The organism is Butyricimonas paravirosa (assembly GCF_032878955.1).
GTDB classification, from domain to species: domain Bacteria; phylum Bacteroidota; class Bacteroidia; order Bacteroidales; family Marinifilaceae; genus Butyricimonas; species Butyricimonas paravirosa.
On the sequence record NZ_CP043839.1, the window covers coordinates 3,218,059 to 3,236,121 of the forward strand.

Annotated in this window: 13 protein-coding genes; 11 read left to right on the plus strand and 2 right to left on the minus strand. The window is 39.1% G+C overall.

Going from position 1 to position 18,063, the window contains the following annotated elements; all coding sequences use genetic code 11:
- Positions 1-31: 31 nt before the first annotated feature.
- Complete coding sequence (locus F1644_RS13250; protein ID WP_118303032.1) at positions 32-1,255, plus strand: thioredoxin family protein; 1,224 nt, start codon at positions 32-34, stop codon at positions 1,253-1,255.
- 50 nt (positions 1,256-1,305) lie between these two features.
- Here the strand turns inward: F1644_RS13250 and F1644_RS13255 are convergent, their stop codons facing one another.
- Entirely contained in the window at positions 1,306-2,739 is a 1,434-nt protein-coding gene (locus tag F1644_RS13255; protein WP_087419390.1) for a carbon starvation CstA family protein, read from the minus strand.
- A 748-nt stretch (positions 2,740-3,487) separates the two neighbouring features.
- Here F1644_RS13255 and F1644_RS13260 point away from each other — a divergent pair.
- Positions 3,488-4,450: a hypothetical protein gene (locus F1644_RS13260; protein WP_087419391.1), complete on the plus strand. Its 963-nt coding sequence runs from the start codon at positions 3,488-3,490 to the stop codon at positions 4,448-4,450.
- An 87-nt stretch (positions 4,451-4,537) separates the two neighbouring features.
- Entirely contained in the window at positions 4,538-5,260 is a 723-nt protein-coding gene (locus F1644_RS13265; protein WP_118303034.1) for an MBL fold metallo-hydrolase, read from the plus strand.
- Positions 5,261-5,317: 57 nt separating this feature from the next.
- Here F1644_RS13265 and F1644_RS13270 read toward each other — a convergent pair whose 3' ends face one another.
- On the minus strand, positions 5,318-6,355 hold the full coding sequence (locus F1644_RS13270; protein WP_087419393.1) for a linear amide C-N hydrolase: 1,038 nt from the start codon (positions 6,353-6,355) through the stop codon (positions 5,318-5,320).
- Between the two features lie 117 nt (positions 6,356-6,472).
- On the opposite strand from F1644_RS13270, the gene F1644_RS13275 reads away from it, so the two are divergent.
- The 8 genes from F1644_RS13275 to F1644_RS13310 all read left to right on the plus strand — a co-directional run bounded on the left by F1644_RS13275 (position 6,473) and on the right by F1644_RS13310 (position 18,016).
- Positions 6,473-6,745, plus strand: coding sequence for a zinc ribbon domain-containing protein (locus F1644_RS13275; RefSeq protein ID WP_118303036.1), 273 nt, complete (start codon positions 6,473-6,475; stop codon positions 6,743-6,745).
- A gap of 268 nt (positions 6,746-7,013) precedes the next feature.
- Complete coding sequence (locus F1644_RS13280) at positions 7,014-7,595, plus strand: RNA polymerase sigma-70 factor (protein WP_118594325.1); 582 nt, start codon at positions 7,014-7,016, stop codon at positions 7,593-7,595.
- Positions 7,596-7,679: 84 nt separating this feature from the next.
- Positions 7,680-8,816 (plus strand): FecR family protein, encoded by a 1,137-nt coding sequence (locus tag F1644_RS13285; protein WP_118303040.1) that lies wholly within the window; start codon positions 7,680-7,682, stop codon positions 8,814-8,816.
- 89 nt (positions 8,817-8,905) lie between these two features.
- Positions 8,906-12,193: a SusC/RagA family TonB-linked outer membrane protein gene (locus tag F1644_RS13290; RefSeq protein WP_158581813.1), complete on the plus strand. Its 3,288-nt coding sequence runs from the start codon at positions 8,906-8,908 to the stop codon at positions 12,191-12,193.
- 12 nt (positions 12,194-12,205) lie between these two features.
- Positions 12,206-13,642, plus strand: a complete 1,437-nt coding sequence (locus tag F1644_RS13295; RefSeq protein WP_158581814.1) for a RagB/SusD family nutrient uptake outer membrane protein — start codon at positions 12,206-12,208, stop codon at positions 13,640-13,642.
- Between the two features lie 13 nt (positions 13,643-13,655).
- Positions 13,656-14,420 (plus strand): DUF4843 domain-containing protein, encoded by a 765-nt coding sequence (locus F1644_RS13300; protein WP_158581815.1) that lies wholly within the window; start codon positions 13,656-13,658, stop codon positions 14,418-14,420.
- 17 nt (positions 14,421-14,437) lie between these two features.
- A complete protein-coding gene (locus F1644_RS13305; protein ID WP_118303048.1) occupies positions 14,438-15,937 on the plus strand; it encodes a hypothetical protein in 1,500 nt (499 codons plus the stop codon).
- 18 nt (positions 15,938-15,955) lie between these two features.
- Positions 15,956-18,016, plus strand: coding sequence for a leucine-rich repeat domain-containing protein (locus F1644_RS13310; RefSeq protein ID WP_158581816.1), 2,061 nt, complete (start codon positions 15,956-15,958; stop codon positions 18,014-18,016).
- Positions 18,017-18,063: the final 47 nt, after the last annotated feature.

Below are 18,063 nucleotides of genomic sequence, written 5' to 3' on the forward strand. Positions count from 1 at the left end.
TACGAGAGGATGTTCAATTAAAGTTTATGTAATGAAGAAATTATTTGTATTAATCGTTTTGATGGCCGGGATTGTTTGGGGCGCAGAGGCTCAAAGCAAGGGGATTACTTTCGAACAGACGAAAGAATGGAAGAAAGTTTTGAAAAAGGCTAAGAAAGAGAAGAAGTTGATATTTATCGATTGTTACACTTCTTGGTGCGGGCCTTGTAAGATGTTATCCTCACAGGTGTTTACCCGTGAGGACGTGGGGAATCAGTTTAATGCGGATTTCGTGAACGTGAAGTATGATATGGAAAAGGATGCGGATGGCGTGATGTTGAAAGATAAATTTGAAGTGAAGGCTTTCCCAACTTTGGTTTTCGTGGACCCGAATACGCAGCAGGTGGTTCATAAGATGGTTGGGGCCGGTTCCGCCGAATGGTTAATGGAAGGTGGAAAGATGGCAAAAGATCCACAAAACAATTTGAGTGGATTGACGAAGCGATACGAGGCTGGGGAGCGGAGTACGGATCTGTTAAGTCGTTATTTGAATGCTCTATCCTCTGCTTATATGCAGGAAAAACAAGGGGCTGTTGCCGCTGAATATTTGAACGCCTTGTCGGATGACGAGATTGTAACCAAGGATAATTGGGAGTTGATCAAAAAGAACGTGAGCGATCCGTTATCAAAGCCTATACGTCAAGTGATTGAAAATATCGGGCGTTTCTATGAAGTAGCCGGTAAAGAAGTGGTAGATTATAAATTGGAAAATTCGATTAAGGGAGCCGTGGCTGAAATCACGTATTGGCGTCCGGGAAACGGGGAGTTTAACGAGGCTAGAAATGCCGAGTTGATTAAATTACTTCAGTCTTTGGATTATGCTTTTATCCCGGGAGCTTTGGCTAGTTTATACACCGCCGAGTATGTTCGGAAAGGTGATTATAAAGGAATGTTGAATAGTATGCGTGAGGCATTCAAGTACAACGTGTTCAGGAATGGTGAAGAGCAAATGTATTTCCAAAATAATATTGAGGCGTTAACCGGTTGTGATGACAAGACTCTCGTGCAGGAGGGAATCGATTGGATCGATGCCAGATGTGCCCAGACAAAAGATTATTTTGCCAAAGCTAATTTGATGAATTCTAAAGCTCGCTTGTTAACCAAAAACGGGGATACGCTTGGAGCGGATAAGGCGAAAATGGAAGAAGAGAAATATAATGCAGAGGGAGAGAAAAGAAGTGGGGGAAAAGCAGTTAGAGCTATTCGAATGAATTAATAATGTTTTCTTTGTGTGATGAAGGCCGCCCGAGCGTGGGCGGCCTTTTTTTATTTATTCCTAGTAATTTTCGTGAAAAACAGAACGAAAAGACCGATTCCCACGATCGCTCCTATCGGGTAACTGATAGAAGGGGAAAGATACAAACCACCCACTTTATAAGGGGCTATCAGGAAATAGGTCGTACATACGATACTTAAAAACGTGGCAGGGATAGACATCATCCAATGAGCTTTTCCTTTTTTAGCCAAATAGGTGGCTGCGGTCCATAGCGTGATGGTGGCTAACACTTGGTTCCCGATACCCACGTATTTCCATATCGTGGAGAAATCCACGTTACAAAGTAAATAGGCGATGATGAATATCGGGATAGAAACGATAAGACGATTCTTGATCGGTTTCTGGTTGAATTTTAAAGCGTCAGCAATGATCAATCGCATACTACGGAATGCCGTGTCTCCGGATGTAATCGGGCAAACAACAACCCCGATAATAGCGATAATCGCGCCAAAACGTCCTAACCACGAATTGCAGATTGCATCCACGATAATAGCGGGTGTTTTTCCTGCCGTGGCAGCGGCATTCAGGCCTTCCGCACCCCCAAAGTATGCCATGGCAGCGGTAGCCCAGATCATGGCCACGATTCCTTCTGAAATCATGGCTCCGTAAAAGATAGGGCGTCCGTATTTTTCATCTGTCATACAACGTGCCATCATGGGGGATTGCGTGGCATGGAACCCGGAAATGGCACCGCAGGAGATCACGATAAATAACATCGGGAAAAGAATATTGTTTGTCGGGTCTGCGTGCATATTTTTCATCGTGTCGAAGGTTAATTCTTCAAGATAAAGTTTCCCGGAAAATCCCCCGTAAAGTAGATAACTGCCCACGGCCACGGCCATGAATATTAAGGCCAATCCCATGAACGGGTAGATTTTACCGATAATTTTATCAATGGGAAGTAACGTGGCTAGAATATAGTAGGCAAAGATAACATATAACCAGGGTGTCATACTCATGTTTGTCAGGTTACCGAGTAAATCTGCCGGTCCGTTCACGAAAGAGACTCCCACGGCCAGTAATAAAAATCCCGTGAAAAACGTCATGAATTTACGCACATTGTTCCCGAGGTATTTCCCGACAATATCAGGTAGACTTGTTCCGTCGTGGCGGATAGAAAGCATACCGGAAAAATAATCGTGAGTCGCTCCCATGAAAATACAGCCGATCACGATCCATACGTAAGCCATCGGACCGTAAGCCGCTCCTAGTATAGCTCCGAAAATAGGTCCTAGGCCAGCGATGTTTAAAAACTGGATAACGAAAATACGCCAAGGTTTAAGCTCGTGGTAATCCACCCCGTCTGCCAGGCGTTTCACCGGAGTCGCAATTGTGGATGAGGCTCCGAAAAATCGTTCAACAAATTTACCGTAGGTAAAATAAGCGACGATTAATAGACCGATAGAGATAATAAATGTTAGCATTTGCTTGGAATTTTTGCATGATCACAAAGTTATAAAAAATGTAGTATATTATAATTCCTGAAAATGAAAAAAGAAATGGCGATCAGTCAGGCTGTGTGTAGGTGTTGAGGTTGCTCTGGAGCTGATCGCCCGGCCAGGGACACGATATTGGTATAATCCGTTTTACAGGAAAAATAGGAACAGATTCCCTGTCTGACATTCCGGATTATTTCTGGATGTGGAATTGGATGTGGCCGTAGATGATATAACAAATCATTGTTATGTAAATTAATGTGTTTTTCATTAGACGTTTGTTTGTAACAAAATTAGATAGAGGATTGTGAATTCAGATAGAAATTCGGGTTGATTTTTATCTGTAACGTTTCTAAATAGATATGGTCGGGATGTTTTTGTATCTAATTTTGAAAATATTGAATTCTATGGGTTTGCGTTAATTCAATTTTTGAAACAAAATGCGATGAGAGCTTTGTTAAGTGAAAAAACATCTTGTTTTTGTAAAATTACTTTGAAGGTTATTTTGTATAAAATCATTTTTTTTATTTCTAGGGAGAGAAAATGTATTTGCATTTATTTAGAAAAAAATATATCTTAGTCGGGGCAATAAGAAAACATTTCTATACGTTTTCGTCCGAAATGTCTATCCAGAGAGGAGTGTATACTAATCGGCAAAAATCCTGAACGTTTTTTGATAACATGGTGGAGATTTGATTGCTTTACGATTATAATGATGATTAAAGAGCGACATGAAATGAAACAGGAAGTTTTACATGATAATTTATTGAAAGCAATCCGGGAGAAACTCCCTTATGAAGAAAATCTAGCAAGTGTATTGGGGAATTTGTTGTGTATCGGTAAAGAGGCTATTTATCGACGTTTGCGAGGGGATGTCCCGTTTACCTTGTTGGAGACAGCCCAAATTTCTAAAGAGATGAATATCTCGATTGACGGAATATTGGAGTCGGTTTCGCCTAAAAGTCGGCCTTTCCAGTTGAAATTGACAGAATTTATCAATCCGTTGGAAATAGATCTTGACATGATGGATAATTTTGTAGATGTTTTCCGTTCGATAGAACCGAACACGTATTCGGAGGCAGCTTCGTCTACCAATATTCTCCCACAGGCACTCTATTTAAAATATAAATACCTAACCCGGTTTTATTTGTTCAAGTGGAAAGCACAACATGATGGTCTGGATTCCGTGCAGCCGTTACATGAGATTGTTATTCCGGAGCGTATGGTACAGATTCAAAGAAATTTTATCACGGAAACCCAGAGGGTAAAAGATTCCTGTTTTATCTTTGATAACATGATCTTCATGTATTTAATCAATGACATTAAATATTTTTCGAGCGTGAACTTGATTTCTGATAATGATGTGCATGAGCTAAAAGAGGAATTGTATCGTCTTTTGGATTACACGGAACGGCTTGCAGCCCGGGGAAAATTTGATAATGGGCACAGGATAAATTTCTACATATCCAATATTAATTTTGACACGACCTACTCGTATATTTTAACTCAGAAATGTAAACTTTCATTGATCAAAGCTTTTACCCTGAATTCCGTGGCCTCTTTAGATGACAAGACGTTTGATAGCGTGAAGAATTGGATTTCGTCGTTGAAACGTTTTTCTACTTTAATATCGGAAAGTGGTGATTTGCAGCGTATTCATTTCTTTCGAAAACAACGAGAATTGGTTTCGACGTTATAAATTATTGGGAAATAATTCATAACTTTGGGTGTAGATCGGAAGTAAGTTTACGATCTGGTGATTGTTACCATTAAAATTGAAGTTATCATGAAAACGACAGTAGTGATATTATTGATTACGCTAGGTATGTTAACTAAGACTGGAAAGTTCGAGACGGATTTTTTCAAAACGAAAGACGGGAAGGAGTTGAGAATTACTTTTATCAAGCATGGTAGCTTGATGTTTGAGTACGATGGTAAGATCATGTATGTTGATCCGGTTTCTGATTATGCTGATTATAGTAAATTACCTAAAGCAGATGTTATCTTGATTACCCACGAACATGGCGATCATTTGGATTCGAAAGCCATTTCGGCGGTAGAGAAAGAAGGGACGCTCCTGATCACGAATGCCTCTTCCCGGGAGAAATTGGGCAAAGGGCAAATCATGAAAAACGGGGATAGCCTCAAACCTGATTCTTGGTTTGAATTGGATGCGGTTCCGGCCTATAACACGACTCCGGGAAGGGAAATTTATCACCCGAAAGACCGGGATAACGGATATGTATTGACGTTCGGGGGAACAAAAGTATATGTGGCAGGAGATACTGAAGATATTCCGGAAATGCAAAATTTGAAAGATATTGATATTGCCTTTTTACCCGTGAATCAGCCTTACACGATGACCCTTCTCCAAGCGGATCGTGCGGCACGAGTGATAAAACCTAAAGTCCTTTACCCTTATCATTACGGGGAGACGAACGTGGAAGAATTGAAATCTTCTTTGAAAGATATTCCGGGAATTGAGGTACGAATCCGGCAACTGCAATGATAAAGTATAAAATCCATGAAGTTCTCAAACCTCATGGACTTAATCAAATCATTCCTTTTATATCACTTCGAACAAGAATTTGAACGAGGGACTGTTTACCATGTCCTTGGCCGCATTCCCCGCGTAAGTTTCTCCGTTTGCAAGGTTTAATTTCTTGACAGATGCACCTTCTGAAAAGTCTAGGTCTTTCATGTTAATCCAGAATACATTGGGAGTCATCGTGGATTCGAAGAAATATACTTTATTCTTTTGGTCGGCGACCGTTCTCCATCGGGTGGAAGAGATATTAGGCTGTGCCGGGGTAGAAATCCCAAGAGGAACCGATACATTGCGTATAACGCTAAAAACTCCGGCTACTGCTTCTCGTTGATTGTCTGTTTGCGGGATAACATTGATGTAAAATGATGCCCTGACAAAACGGTCTGCAGCCCGGTTGGTTCCCGGTAACATTACTAGGCCACCGATTTGTTGCCAGTAATTATTTAGCGTGATTTGTTGTTCGTAAGAAGGGGAGTTTGTCATGACTTGATATTCTTTCCCTTCGTGTATGATGAGTTTTCCCTTGATGTATTCAAATATGGCGCTATTCCCTGATGCGTCAGAAATGGCCAAGTGTAAAGTTGATTTCGCCCCGTTCGGCATATCCGGTGCGTCTATCCGAAATGTCTCTTTGCTTAGCTCCTTTACGGCCTCATCCACGGTTGCAAAATTGTCAAGCACGTACTGGGTCCAGATGCTGATTCCCATGACCGGACGAGTGTCGTTTGGACGGTAATAATCGGATTCTGTCAGGTATAGGAGATTGGCCACCAAACCTTTTTCATTCATCCCGTCAGAAGTACCGATGTCGTATCCCGCCGTGATGACACTTCCATATTTGGATTTCCAATGAATCGTGTTCCCCTTGTCCGCCCCCGCTCTCTCGATTCCTCTGGGGAACACGTAAATATTGGATTTTAAATCTTCTTTCCAGTCCATGGTTCGACCTGTTACAACCATCCCGTTTTTACCGAGATATACCACACGAGTACAAGCTTGAGTGTATGTTGTCAGCATTCCTGCTACCAATAATGTTGTAATAAATAATGTTTTCATTTCTATCCTTTTTAATCTTTATATTGAACGAATAGTAGGCGTAATAAGTTCCCCAAAAGATATACAAGATGATAAAATTCATATATTTGCCATAATTTAAAACCTAAAACCTAGATTATGGGAAACAAATTTTGTCAGAGTTGCGGGATGCCGATGACGGCAGACGAACAATTTGGTCGTAACGTGGATGGTTCCCGAAATGAAGAGTATTGTTCTTACTGCTATCGTGACGGGGTTTTTACAGAGGATTGTACGATGAACGAGATGATTGACCACTGTCTGCAATTTCTCGACGAATTCAATAAAGACATGGAGCATCCTTACACGAAAGAAGAGGCTCGTGCCGAGATGCAACAATTCTTTCCAATGCTGAAACGTTGGAAAAGTTGATCGTTTTATAGTCAAAGTTGGATAGGTATAATTAGTTACATTCTATTCTGGATGGAGTGGTAATCTTATTATTGTATCGGGCTAAAGATTCTAAGAATAAATTTTATATTTGTATCATTAAATGAACGTTTAATAATAGCCTATTTTAGCTACGGCGTTCACTTATGTAGGAATTTGTGCAAATTATAAATAACTAGTTGCCAAAAATTTGAATAATATTCGTTTTGCGATTTTATTCGAGAGTTTTTTATTATTAAACGTTCATTTTATGACATCAAAAGTTCCAATAAATCAAGATCGTTTAATAAATGGGGATGAGAAAGAATTTAAGTCCTTGTTTGATTTGTTGTATGTTGGAATGGTGCAGCAAGCGACGTTTTATACAAATGATTTTGCTGTCGCGGAGGATGTTGTGCAGGAAGTTTTTGTTCGTTTGTGGGAAAAACGGGGGGAGTTGAAAAGTGTTCAAAATCTTGAGGGGTATTTGTTGTTATCCGTAAAAAATCGTTGTTTAAATTATCTGGAACATCAACAAGTGGTGGATAAATATAAACAATATTATTTGTCGCAGGAAATACAAGATGATGATGAAGATCCAGAACAATTCATAGAAGATGTAGGTAAATTGTTGGATAAGTTACCGGAAAAACGTAAAATGGTATTGGAACTATGCGTGATAGAATCTAAATCCTACGCTGAAATTGCAGATCTATTAGGAATCTCTTTGAATACGGTAAAAGATCATGTGAAGAAAGCCTACGCTTTCCTGCGAGAAGAATTGCGCAAAGAAGTTTCTTATCCGATATTATTTTTTGCCCTTTATTTCAAGGGGAAAAGTGCATCTGAATAAATAATCTTTAATTTTTTTATTTTTTGAGCCACTCGTTTTATTTCTTCTCCTGTCTTTAGGGTATAACAGCCAGAAATAAAGAAAATGAATATAGAAGAAATAATAATAAAACGGCTTTCGGAAGAACATTTGTCAAAAGAAGAAAGTGTTTTTTTTGACAAGTGGTATCAAAATTCTTCCAACCGGGAATATTATAATGATTTACTGAAGATTCGTTCGGGCATCATCGCTTCTCAGGTTAAGGAGAGAATTGACAAGAGAAAGGCGTGGAATCAAGTTCATCCAGCACGTAAAATATCCCTGATACGGACTTTGTTGAAATTCGCAGCTATTATGATATTACCTTTGAGTCTCGGGGTTTTCCTTCTCATCCGTGAAAATAAACAGGAAAAAGTGGTTTATGCTGAAGTGCCCGTGCAACCGGGTAGAAAGCAAGCCGTGTTGACCTTATCTTCTGGTCAGCAAGTAATGCTTGCGGACACGATCGTTCACGTGAACGAGAAAGGAATGGTGATTTCAAATTTTCCGGATAAAGAATTGGTTTATAAAATCATGAATGATACCATGAAGACAGAAACTATTTACAACACGGTCACTGTCCCTCGTGGGGGAGAATATAAGCTGGTGTTGGCTGATGGTACCATTGTTTGGTTAAACTCCGATAGCCACATTCGTTATCCGGTGACATTTTCCGGTAATACACGGCAGGTTGAATTAGAGGGGGAAGCCTATTTTGAGGTGGCTAAAGATGTGGAAAAACCTTTCATCGTGCGTATGAACGAGTATAATGTGAGAGTGACAGGTACTCAATTTAACGTTCGGAATTATTTGAATGAGAGTCTGGCGACAACGCTAGTTGAAGGGGGAGTACAGATCGAGAGAAAGGGAAAGGTAGACAGGTTACGACCGGGACAACAAGCTGTTTTGGAAAATAATGAAATACGGATACGGGTTGTAAATGTTGAAGAGCAAGTGGCTTGGAGACATGGTGCGTTTGGTTTCACGCAATGCCGTTTGGAAAATATCATGGAAGAGCTTGCCCGTTGGTATGATGTTGACGTGTTTTATATGAATCAACAGGTAAAAGATTATCACTTCTCCGCTTGGTTTAAACGAAGTTCTTCGATAAACGAGGTGATTAATATATTAGAAAAAACAAAGAAAATAAGTTTAGATTTAAAGGGACGAATTCTCACGGTAAAAGATATAAGTAGAAATTGAAAATAAAACAGGAAGCTTGCGCCAACATGCTTCCTGGATGAAAACTCCTCGCCAAAGGAATTTTAATGTTAAACTTGAAAAACAAAGTTATGAAATTTTTATGTAGAAACCTAATCTGGATTATGATTAAAATCAAGCTAGTATTCCTGGTATTGATTTTGGGCTTCTCTAGTTTGAATGCGAAAGTGTGGTCGCAACAGGATCGGATTGATCTGGTATTTGAGAACATGAATATGGTTCAGCTTTTTGAACAGATTCAGCAAAAGACCAATCTAAAATTCGTATTTAACCATGAGGATGTTCAAAAATATACCGTTAGTGGAAAAGTACATTACAAGACAGTATCGGAGATTCTTGATCTTGTTTTTGCGGATAAACCTTTACGATACGAGATTACGAGTGATCATGTTGTGATTTTTTATGTTCAACGACAAGATGATGAGAAGAAAGTTACTGGAGTAAAGGTAAAAGGTACGGTTACAGACGAGGAGGGTATTCCGTTACCGGGTGTTACGGTAATGATAAAATGGACATCAATAGGAACGGCAACGGATATTGATGGAAAGTTTAACTTGGAAGTGCCTCAATCGGATACGACAAAATTGATTTTCTCCTTCGTGGGAATGCAGAATTATGAATTAAAGATCTCCAAGAAGAAAACAGAGTATAATGTCGTGATGAAGTCTGATACCAAGGCATTAGATGATGTTGTGGTTACCGGATTTTTCACCAAGAAGAAAGAAAGTTTCACGGGGTCTGTAAAGACAATGACCGTTGAGGAAATTAAGGCGGTATCTAATACAAATTTGGTTAGTGCCATTTCGATGTTAACTCCCGGTATGCGAATGGTGGAGAATAACGCTTTCGGGTCGAACCCGAACCGGATGCCTGAAATCGTCATTCGAGGGACTTCATCTCTGTCCACGGAAGCGGACCAAAGTGCTAACCAGCCAGTTATTATGTTGGATGGTGTAGAGATCACGATGCGAGATTTGTATGATATTGATATTAATGATATCGAACGTGTGGATGTTTTAAAAGATGCTTCTGCTACGGCACTTTATGGAGAAAAGGCTGCTAATGGTGTTATTGTTATTGAGCGAAAAAGAGTGCTGAATGATAAATTACGATTGTCCTATAATTTGGATGGAGCATTGGAGGTTCCTGATTTGAGATCATACGATTATCTGAATGCAAAAGACAAATTAGAGTTTGAACGTTTGGCGGGGTTATATAATTTTTCTTTGTTGAATGATTTTGAAGAATATAATAGGAAGAAAATATTAATTTCTAAGGGAATGGATACTGACTGGATGTCCAAGCCTTTACGTTCGGGTTACACGATTAATAATTCTATCGGGGCTAGTGGCCGAGGTAACGGGATGACCTATCGGTTGAATGCTAATGTGCGAACGGTGAAAGGAGTTATGCAAAAAGACTATCGTAATACGATAGGTCTGAATATGTTCCTTTCCTATCATGTCGATAATAAATTGACCGTGTCCTTTCAATCCAGCTTTTCTGATTTGAAATGGAAAGAGAGTCCTTATGGAAAGTTTTCGGATTACGTGGTTATGAATCCTTATGATTCTCCTTATGATGAATACGGGCGTTTGAACAAGACTCTTTCATGGGAAATGGCAAATCCTCTGTATGAGGCTGAATGTGGTAATTATGATAAAGGGTCAAGTCGTTCCTTTACGAATTCATTGTCCTTCCGTTGGGATGTGAGACCCGGTCTTTTTGTGAATGGGACGGGGACGATTGTAACTTCTAAAGATAGAACGGAAGTTTTCTATTCTCCTGAATCTAATGTGTTTAAGGATGCAACGAGTCGTTCGGAGCAAGGTTCTTTGCTTATTGAAAATGAGCAGTATCTGAAATATGAGGGACGGGTTGTTGTGAATTATGCTCAAAATTTTGGAGAGGACTTCTTGTTAACCTTGCATGGTGGTGCGGACATAATGAAGGAGACTACTACAACAGATGGATATACGGCTTATGGTTTCTACAAATCTTCCTTACATGCACCAAATTTTGCGGCAGGCTTTGGTGAAGGAAAGCGTCCTACCGGATCGGAAGAAATAAGTACGAGTATAGGACCTTTTGTAAATGCAAACTTTATCGTGAAAAATCGTTATTTCGTGGACGGGTCTTTCCGTCGTTCCGGTTCTTCTAAATTTGGAGATAAGAATCGTTTCGCTCCTTTCTGGTCTGTAGGTGCTGGATGGAACATTCATAACGAGGAATTTGCGACTCGTTTTGGTTGGTTGAACACGTTCCGTCTTCGCTATTCTTATGGTGTAACCGGTAATGTTAGTTTTGCTCCTTATCAAGCTGTGACAACTTATTTTTATAATGGAGAAAATTTCTATTTGCATGGTATTGGTGCGGTGCCCAAAACGATGGGTAATCGGGATTTGAAATGGGAGTTGACGAAAGCTCATAATTTCGGGTTAAACCTTGATCTTTGGGATGACCGAATCAGTGCGACGTTTGATTATTACGTGAAGACAACAGACGACGTGTTGATTGATATGTCGGTTCCGCCTTCAGTAGGAGAGATTACGGTTCGAAATAATTTGGGACAGATGCGTAACAAGGGATTCGAGTTTGAAGTAACGGCCTTGTTGGTAGCTTTGGAAGATTGGCGGTTTAGCTTGAAAGTAAACGGGGACCATAATAAAAATGAAATTTTGGGAATTAGTAATAGCTTGGCAAAATATAACGAGGAGGCTAATGCTGATGGATCCTCGGCTCCAAAAATCTTGTATAAAGAAGGAGAGTCAACTTCTGCCATTTATGCTGTACGTTCTGCAGGAATTAACCCCGCAACGGGAGAAGAGGTATTTATCAAGCGAAATGGTGCTTGGACCTTGGAGTATGATCCTAATGACAAAGTGGTAGTGGGTGATGAGTCTGCTTGGTTAAAAGGTGCGTTTTTCCCAATGTTATCATATAAGGGATGGCAATTGAATATGGCCTTCGAGTATAATTTCGGAGGACAAATATATAATACGACTCGTGCAGATAACGTGGAGAACGTGAATCCGAGAAATAATGTGGATCGGAGAGCTTTTGAGGAACGTTGGAAAAATGTGAATGATGTTCCCGCTTATTTGGATATTGCAAATGCAGATTCCCGCACAAGTTATCATACTAGTCGATTTGTAGAAGATGATAATAACGTGATATGTAGAAGTATAGAGTTAGCTTATGATTTTAATCAAAATCTATTGAAAAAAATTGGTTTCAAGCGTTTAAGACTGAGTGTGGGAATGAAAGACCCATTCCGTATGTCAACCGTGAAATTTGAACGGGGTACGGAATATCCATTTAGCCGGGGATTTACTTTCTCAATTAGTCCGACCTTCTAAAATGATATGATTATGAAAAGATTGATATACACATTATTTATCTTATTGACAATCTGTTATTCTTGTGATAGTTTCTTGGATGTTAGACCGACAGGAGAAATTGTGAATAATGAATTGTTTGAAACTGCCGAAGGATTTGAAGAGGCAATCTATGGTGTCTATTCTTATTTAGCGAGAGAACCTCTGTATGGGAAAAATATGACGTATGGTTTGGTGGATGTTGTCGGACAGTATTTTTCCGGAGGATGGGATCAGCACTGGTCTAATCAGTTGCGGCTTTACAATTACAAACATATGGAAGTGCGTCCGGAAATCGATGCGATATGGGAATCCATGTATAAAGGGATCTCTTACGTGAATAATATGCTGGAAAATCTTGCCAAACATGATTCTACAAAATTTGCCTTGTATAATGTTTATAAAGCTGAGGGATTGGGATTACGAGCTTTCATGCATTTTGAACTTTTACGTTTGTTCTCAGAGAGTATAATACAGAATCCGAATGCAACGGGAATCCCATATCGTGAGAATTATACTTACCAAGTAACCCCATTCGATCCGATCAATGAGTCTTATAATAAGATCATTCGTGATTTTAAAGAAGCAGAAAGATTATTAGCTACTCATGGAGAGTATTTTGATCGGGTGGATGAAAATGCTGGGGGATTCGTGAAGGATCGTGTGATTCATATGAATCTTTATGCAGTACAAGCTTTACTTGCTCGTGTTTATTGGGAAAAAGGAGATTTAGAAACAGCAAAGAACTATGCCATGAAAGTGATTGATTGTCCTTTCTTCTCGATGGAGGATAAGACAAATGTGGAGGATATTATGAACGGTATTATTTCTGATAAAGAAACGATTTGGGGATTATATTCTGAAGAATTTCCTAATTATACGCGGGATGTAATGTATTCTAGTGGTGGAAACAATTACTATGATCCGAAACCGGATTATAGGGAGATTTACGAGGTTGACCAAGACGGGTTTGATTATCGCTTGGATAAGTGGTTCCAGACTTTGTCTGATCATGGTGCGGAAGGTTTGCGGTGTATGAAAGTGGTAGATCGTTTTAAAGTACGATTAAATACTCGTCCCGTGACTAAATTAAGTGGGATTAACATGATTCGATTACCAGAGTTGTATTATATCGTGTCAGAATATTATCTTGTATCAGATAATATGGAAATGGCAGCGACTTATTTAGATAAAGTTGTGAAAGCTCGCGGTTTAAGTGGCTTTAACAAAGGGGATGGCATTGTTGTTGTGTCGCGAATGAATATTAATAATGACCGCCGTAAAGAATTGGTTTGTGAAGGGCAATGGTTCCAGATTATGAAACACTATAATATGTCAATTTATGAATCAATAACCGATCAAACATTCCAGGCCTCAAAAGATATTTATGTGTTCCCGGTACCTGATAATGAGTATGAATATAGAAATTAATATGAATGTTGTTATGAGAAAATTATTATACACGAGTATTACTGCGCTATTGTTATTAGGGGCATTGTTTTCATGTACGGATGAAGATTATAAATTGTATAATACCTCTTTAACAAATAAGATTTATTTTGACAAGGACACGTTCTTTTTTGAATATGGTCCCCGTGAAGATAAAGAAGTTGATCTGGAAGTCCCGATTAGTTTGATTGGTTTAGCTAATTTTGATCGAGATGTTGAATTTAAGGTGAGTGCGGATGTGCGTAATTCAACAGCGAAATTAGGAGTTCATTATAACATGGATGAAATTCAAGTGTTTATGAAAGACTCTGTGACAGCAGCTATCAAATTAGATTTTAAACGAGATAACCTAGTAAAAGATATTCAGTATAAATTATACTTGAATTTGGAAGCAAACGATGAATATATACCAACCAATAGGACAAAATGCCTCGTGTTTTTTGGTGATATTAGTATCGAGCAACCCGAATGGTGGCGTCCTGATCGATTAGGAACCTATAATCAGGATAAGTTGATATTATTTATCAAGTATTTCCATGAAACTAAAGAAAAATTGCCCGTCTTGTATGACGATATTGAATCCAAATGGGGAGAATATCTGGATAACGAATCACATAGCCGATATCCGTATTTACTGACGACCTATGTTTATTTAGGTTATTTTAAACAGCATATTTATACTCCGATGTATGAGTATTATCTACAGACAGGAGATGAACATTATAAATTGCCCAATCCGGCAACAACAGAGTATGAATAATTGAAAATTAGGCTTTTATGAATAGAATAAAATATATATGGGGTATATTGATCGTTTTATGTTGTTTGCAAGCATGCTATGATGATAATTCTAAATTGGCAGATCAGCCTATTATAGAGGTAAATATTTTACCTACAGCAAAAGATTCGATCAATATTTATTTCAATAACACGCTGGAAATTAAGGCTGATATTGAAAGTGAGACAGATGCATTAACCTATCAATGGGATATGGGACTTTATGCCGAAGATCCAAAAACTGGGGAATCTACAACGGTTTTTAAAAACATTTCTCAAGAAAAAGATTTGAGTTACGTTGTTCGAGAGTTGGGGCATTACCACTTACGGCAGATAGTGACAAGTGAGGATGGAAGTACAATTAAATATTATCATGTTTTTGTTAATTCTCAGTTTGAGGAAGGTTTTACAATCCTAGAGCGTCGTCCCGATGGAAAAGGTGGTATTTCTTTCTTGAAAACGTTAACTCCGGAAGAGATAGAGGCAGGAATGGAACCATCATTCATGCAGAATGCTTTTGCGTATGCGAATGGAGGTAAAGAATTATATCTAGATCCAGTGGATATAGATAAAGTGGGGAATTATTTATACATTTTGCATGGGGAAAGTCAGAAATTAGTGCAGATAGACGCTAAAACTTTTGAAGAAATATATGAATATGATTTCAAATTCTATCAACTGGATTTTGTTCCAACCACGATGATGACTTGTGATTACCGTTATTGTACAGAGTTTACTGTAACTTCTAAAAATGGAGGGGTTGCAATGGTACAAGTGCAACAACAAGCGATTTTCCCATTCCCGGGACTTCCACAAGGTACAGTTTACACGGATGGGTATGATCGTCCTAGTTATTTTAGTAGTTCAACAGAGGTCTTTATTAGTAAAGATCGGGATGCTGTATGTTGGAGTGGTGCTAATGGTTATGATCCATTCTTTTCATTTCAAAATTGTTTCGATTATTTTAAAGGAAAGTATGTATTGAAGATTTTCCAGAATGAGAAAAGTGATGGTAATGATGTTTTTGTTGTGTATCGTGATGGTGGCCAGACTAAAGTTGTTGGTATTCATTCTGCTATGTTAAATTTATCCACGGGAAAAGGATTATGGGTCTTATTTGAACGTCCTGTAAGAGAAGGAATTATTACAGAAGAATCGCAAATTCTACCTAATGATTACTATACTTGTGCATTTGTATCTCATAAAAATGAAGTGTATAAATGGTTCTATACTCAATTAGATTTGGACGCAATGCCATTCATCAAGTTACCTGAAGGAGAGGAAATTCGTTGTTTGAATCATTATCAAAAAAGTCGTAATGATTCAAATTATCAAGATTATTCTGTGCAAAAAGAAATTTATATAGCTTCATATAATCCGAATCGAGAAGGGGAATTCAAGGGATCGTTATGGGTTTATAATGCGGATACAGGAAAACTGATAAATAAATATGAAGGGATTTCTTATGAACCTGTTGATATGTTCTACAAGATTAAATAGAAATTAATAATGAAGATTATGAAACGATATATTGTAAATCTAGTGTTTTATAGCATCGTGTCGCTTTGGATATTTTCATCTTGCGAGGATTATGACTTCAAGGATATTCCTGATCCGGTGATTCCGGAAGATATGACCCCGGGTTTGAAGTTATCACGGGATGAGATTATGATCGATGCAATGGGAAATGCCCAGGGATTCGAGCTACGTTCCATTGGTGGCGGGTGGAGCATTGAGCCGATCGAGGAAACCAATTGGATTTTTGATTATGAACCGAAATCCGGAGACGAGGGTAATGCTGTTGTCGGGATTACTTTGAGGGTAAACGAGGGGATGCAGGAACGTTACACGAGAATGATTGTTCGCCAGGAGAATACCGGCGTGACCGACACCGTGTTCGTTGGTCAGTACACGTATGAATCCAAATATACTCGCAGAAGTGATAGTTTGGCATTACTTGTTCTTCACGAATCACTTAATGGAGAAGGATGGCGTAACCCGTGGAATCCTAGAAAACCGATGACAGAGTGGTCCGGAGTTACCTTAGAAGAGATAAATGGAGAATTGCGAGTGACAGCGTTGCTATTGTCTGACTTCAGTTTGTCTGGTAACCTGCCTAATGAAGTGGGTAATTTACGGGAATTGACCTCTCTGCGGATTACCGGGAAAGTTTACAAATGTCCGAATAGCTTGATTAACTTGAGGAAGTTGGAATCCTTGAACGTGAACTTCTCGGATGGGACGGAGTGGTTCTTGCCGAATGATATGTCTTCCATGCTTTCATTAAAGGAATTCAAGCCGGGACAATTGAAAATCCCGATGGAATCTTTTGCGGCATTCTATACTTTGCCTGCGCTGGAATCCTTGTCGTTATCAACGATATACCTGATCGGGGACTTGCCGGAAGGAATATCCAAGTTGAAACACTTGAAATCGTTAGATCTTGCAGGAACGAATATTTATAGTTTACCGAATGATATTGGGGAGTTAGCGGAGAATTTAACAACATTGAATTTACGTGGATGTCAGGCTTTGGCCTCTTTGGGTGAGAATATCGGGAAATTAGTGAATTTGAAAACTTTGATCTTATCCGGTTGTAAAGTGTTGAAAGAACTTCCCGAAGGTTTTGGAAACTTGATCCAGTTGACGGCATTAGATTTATCTGATTGTGAGAGGTTGGAGCGTTTGTCAAGTGATATAGGAAATTTGCAAGTAAGCACTTTGACTTTAAGAGGATGTAAGCTACTGAAAGTCGTCCCGGAAAGTTTTGGTAAACTGGATAAACTGACGAAATTGAATTTTTACGATTGTGCTGCTTTGGAATCATTACCCGAGAGCATTGGTAACCTGACAAAAGTAACAGAAATAGATTTAAGTCAATGTACGGCTCTGACTTCTCTTCCGGCTAGCTTGGGACAGTTGACTGGTCTGAAGAAATTGACCATGCCGAGAACTGGTTTAACGACACTACCCGCCGCAATTTCTTCTTTGTCCGCCTTGGAAGAGCTGGATGTTACCGGGAAAGAGGGTACGCCGGGAATCCGTGGAGTTGCAGCCGATGTCTTCTCTGGTTTGACGAAATTGAAAAAATTGAATGCAAGTAACAATTCATTCTCGGGTGATCTTTCTTGGCTGAAAGACCTATCGGCATTGCAGACATTGAGATTGGATGGTAACCAATTATCCGGGCAGCTTGATTTGAGCCAGTTCAGTCCGAATTTGACCGATGTCTATCTTTCAAATAATAAGTTAGAAGGTAACTTGAACGGGATTTCAACTCTGACGAAGGTTCGGAACCTGTACTTGGAACACAACTTGTTATCAGGTGAATTACCTGCCGAATTAGGAAATTGTTCGACCTTGAGTTATTTCTATTTAAGTAATAATAATATTACCGGAACAATTCCTGTAGAGGTGGCCAAAATGAACTTGGGTTACAGTGGATTGAAGCTGAATGGGAACAGGATGTCAGGAGAAATTCCGGCAGAAGTATTATCATCAGCTGTGTGGAAGAAGTTATATCCGGAAACGAATATCTATCCTCAACAAGAGGGATATGGATTCTCGAATGTAAAATAATATAGTGTGTTGTTTTTATCAAGGGGCTTTTTTAAGCCCTCTTGATT

Bases quoted from the DNA above. Each gene is read 5' to 3' on its own strand.
- F1644_RS13300 (WP_158581815.1), top strand. From the start codon at position 13,656: ATGAGAAAATTATTATACACGAGTATTACTGCGCTATTGTTATTAGGG.
- F1644_RS13250 (WP_118303032.1), top strand. From the start codon at position 32: ATGAAGAAATTATTTGTATTAATCGTTTTGATGGCCGGGATTGTTTGG.
- F1644_RS13285 (WP_118303040.1), top strand. From the start codon at position 7,680: ATGAATATAGAAGAAATAATAATAAAACGGCTTTCGGAAGAACATTTG.
- F1644_RS13305 (WP_118303048.1), top strand. From the start codon at position 14,438: ATGAATAGAATAAAATATATATGGGGTATATTGATCGTTTTATGTTGT.
- F1644_RS13295 (WP_158581814.1), top strand. From the start codon at position 12,206: ATGAAAAGATTGATATACACATTATTTATCTTATTGACAATCTGTTAT.
- F1644_RS13265 (WP_118303034.1), top strand. From the start codon at position 4,538: ATGAAAACGACAGTAGTGATATTATTGATTACGCTAGGTATGTTAACT.
- F1644_RS13290 (WP_158581813.1), top strand. From the start codon at position 8,906: ATGAAATTTTTATGTAGAAACCTAATCTGGATTATGATTAAAATCAAG.
- F1644_RS13255 (WP_087419390.1), bottom strand. From the start codon at position 2,739: ATGCTAACATTTATTATCTCTATCGGTCTATTAATCGTCGCTTATTTT.
- F1644_RS13270 (WP_087419393.1), bottom strand. From the start codon at position 6,355: ATGAAAACATTATTTATTACAACATTATTGGTAGCAGGAATGCTGACA.
- F1644_RS13275 (WP_118303036.1), top strand. From the start codon at position 6,473: ATGGGAAACAAATTTTGTCAGAGTTGCGGGATGCCGATGACGGCAGAC.
- F1644_RS13260 (WP_087419391.1), top strand. From the start codon at position 3,488: ATGAAACAGGAAGTTTTACATGATAATTTATTGAAAGCAATCCGGGAG.
- F1644_RS13310 (WP_158581816.1), top strand. From the start codon at position 15,956: ATGAAACGATATATTGTAAATCTAGTGTTTTATAGCATCGTGTCGCTT.
- F1644_RS13280 (WP_118594325.1), top strand. From the start codon at position 7,014: ATGACATCAAAAGTTCCAATAAATCAAGATCGTTTAATAAATGGGGAT.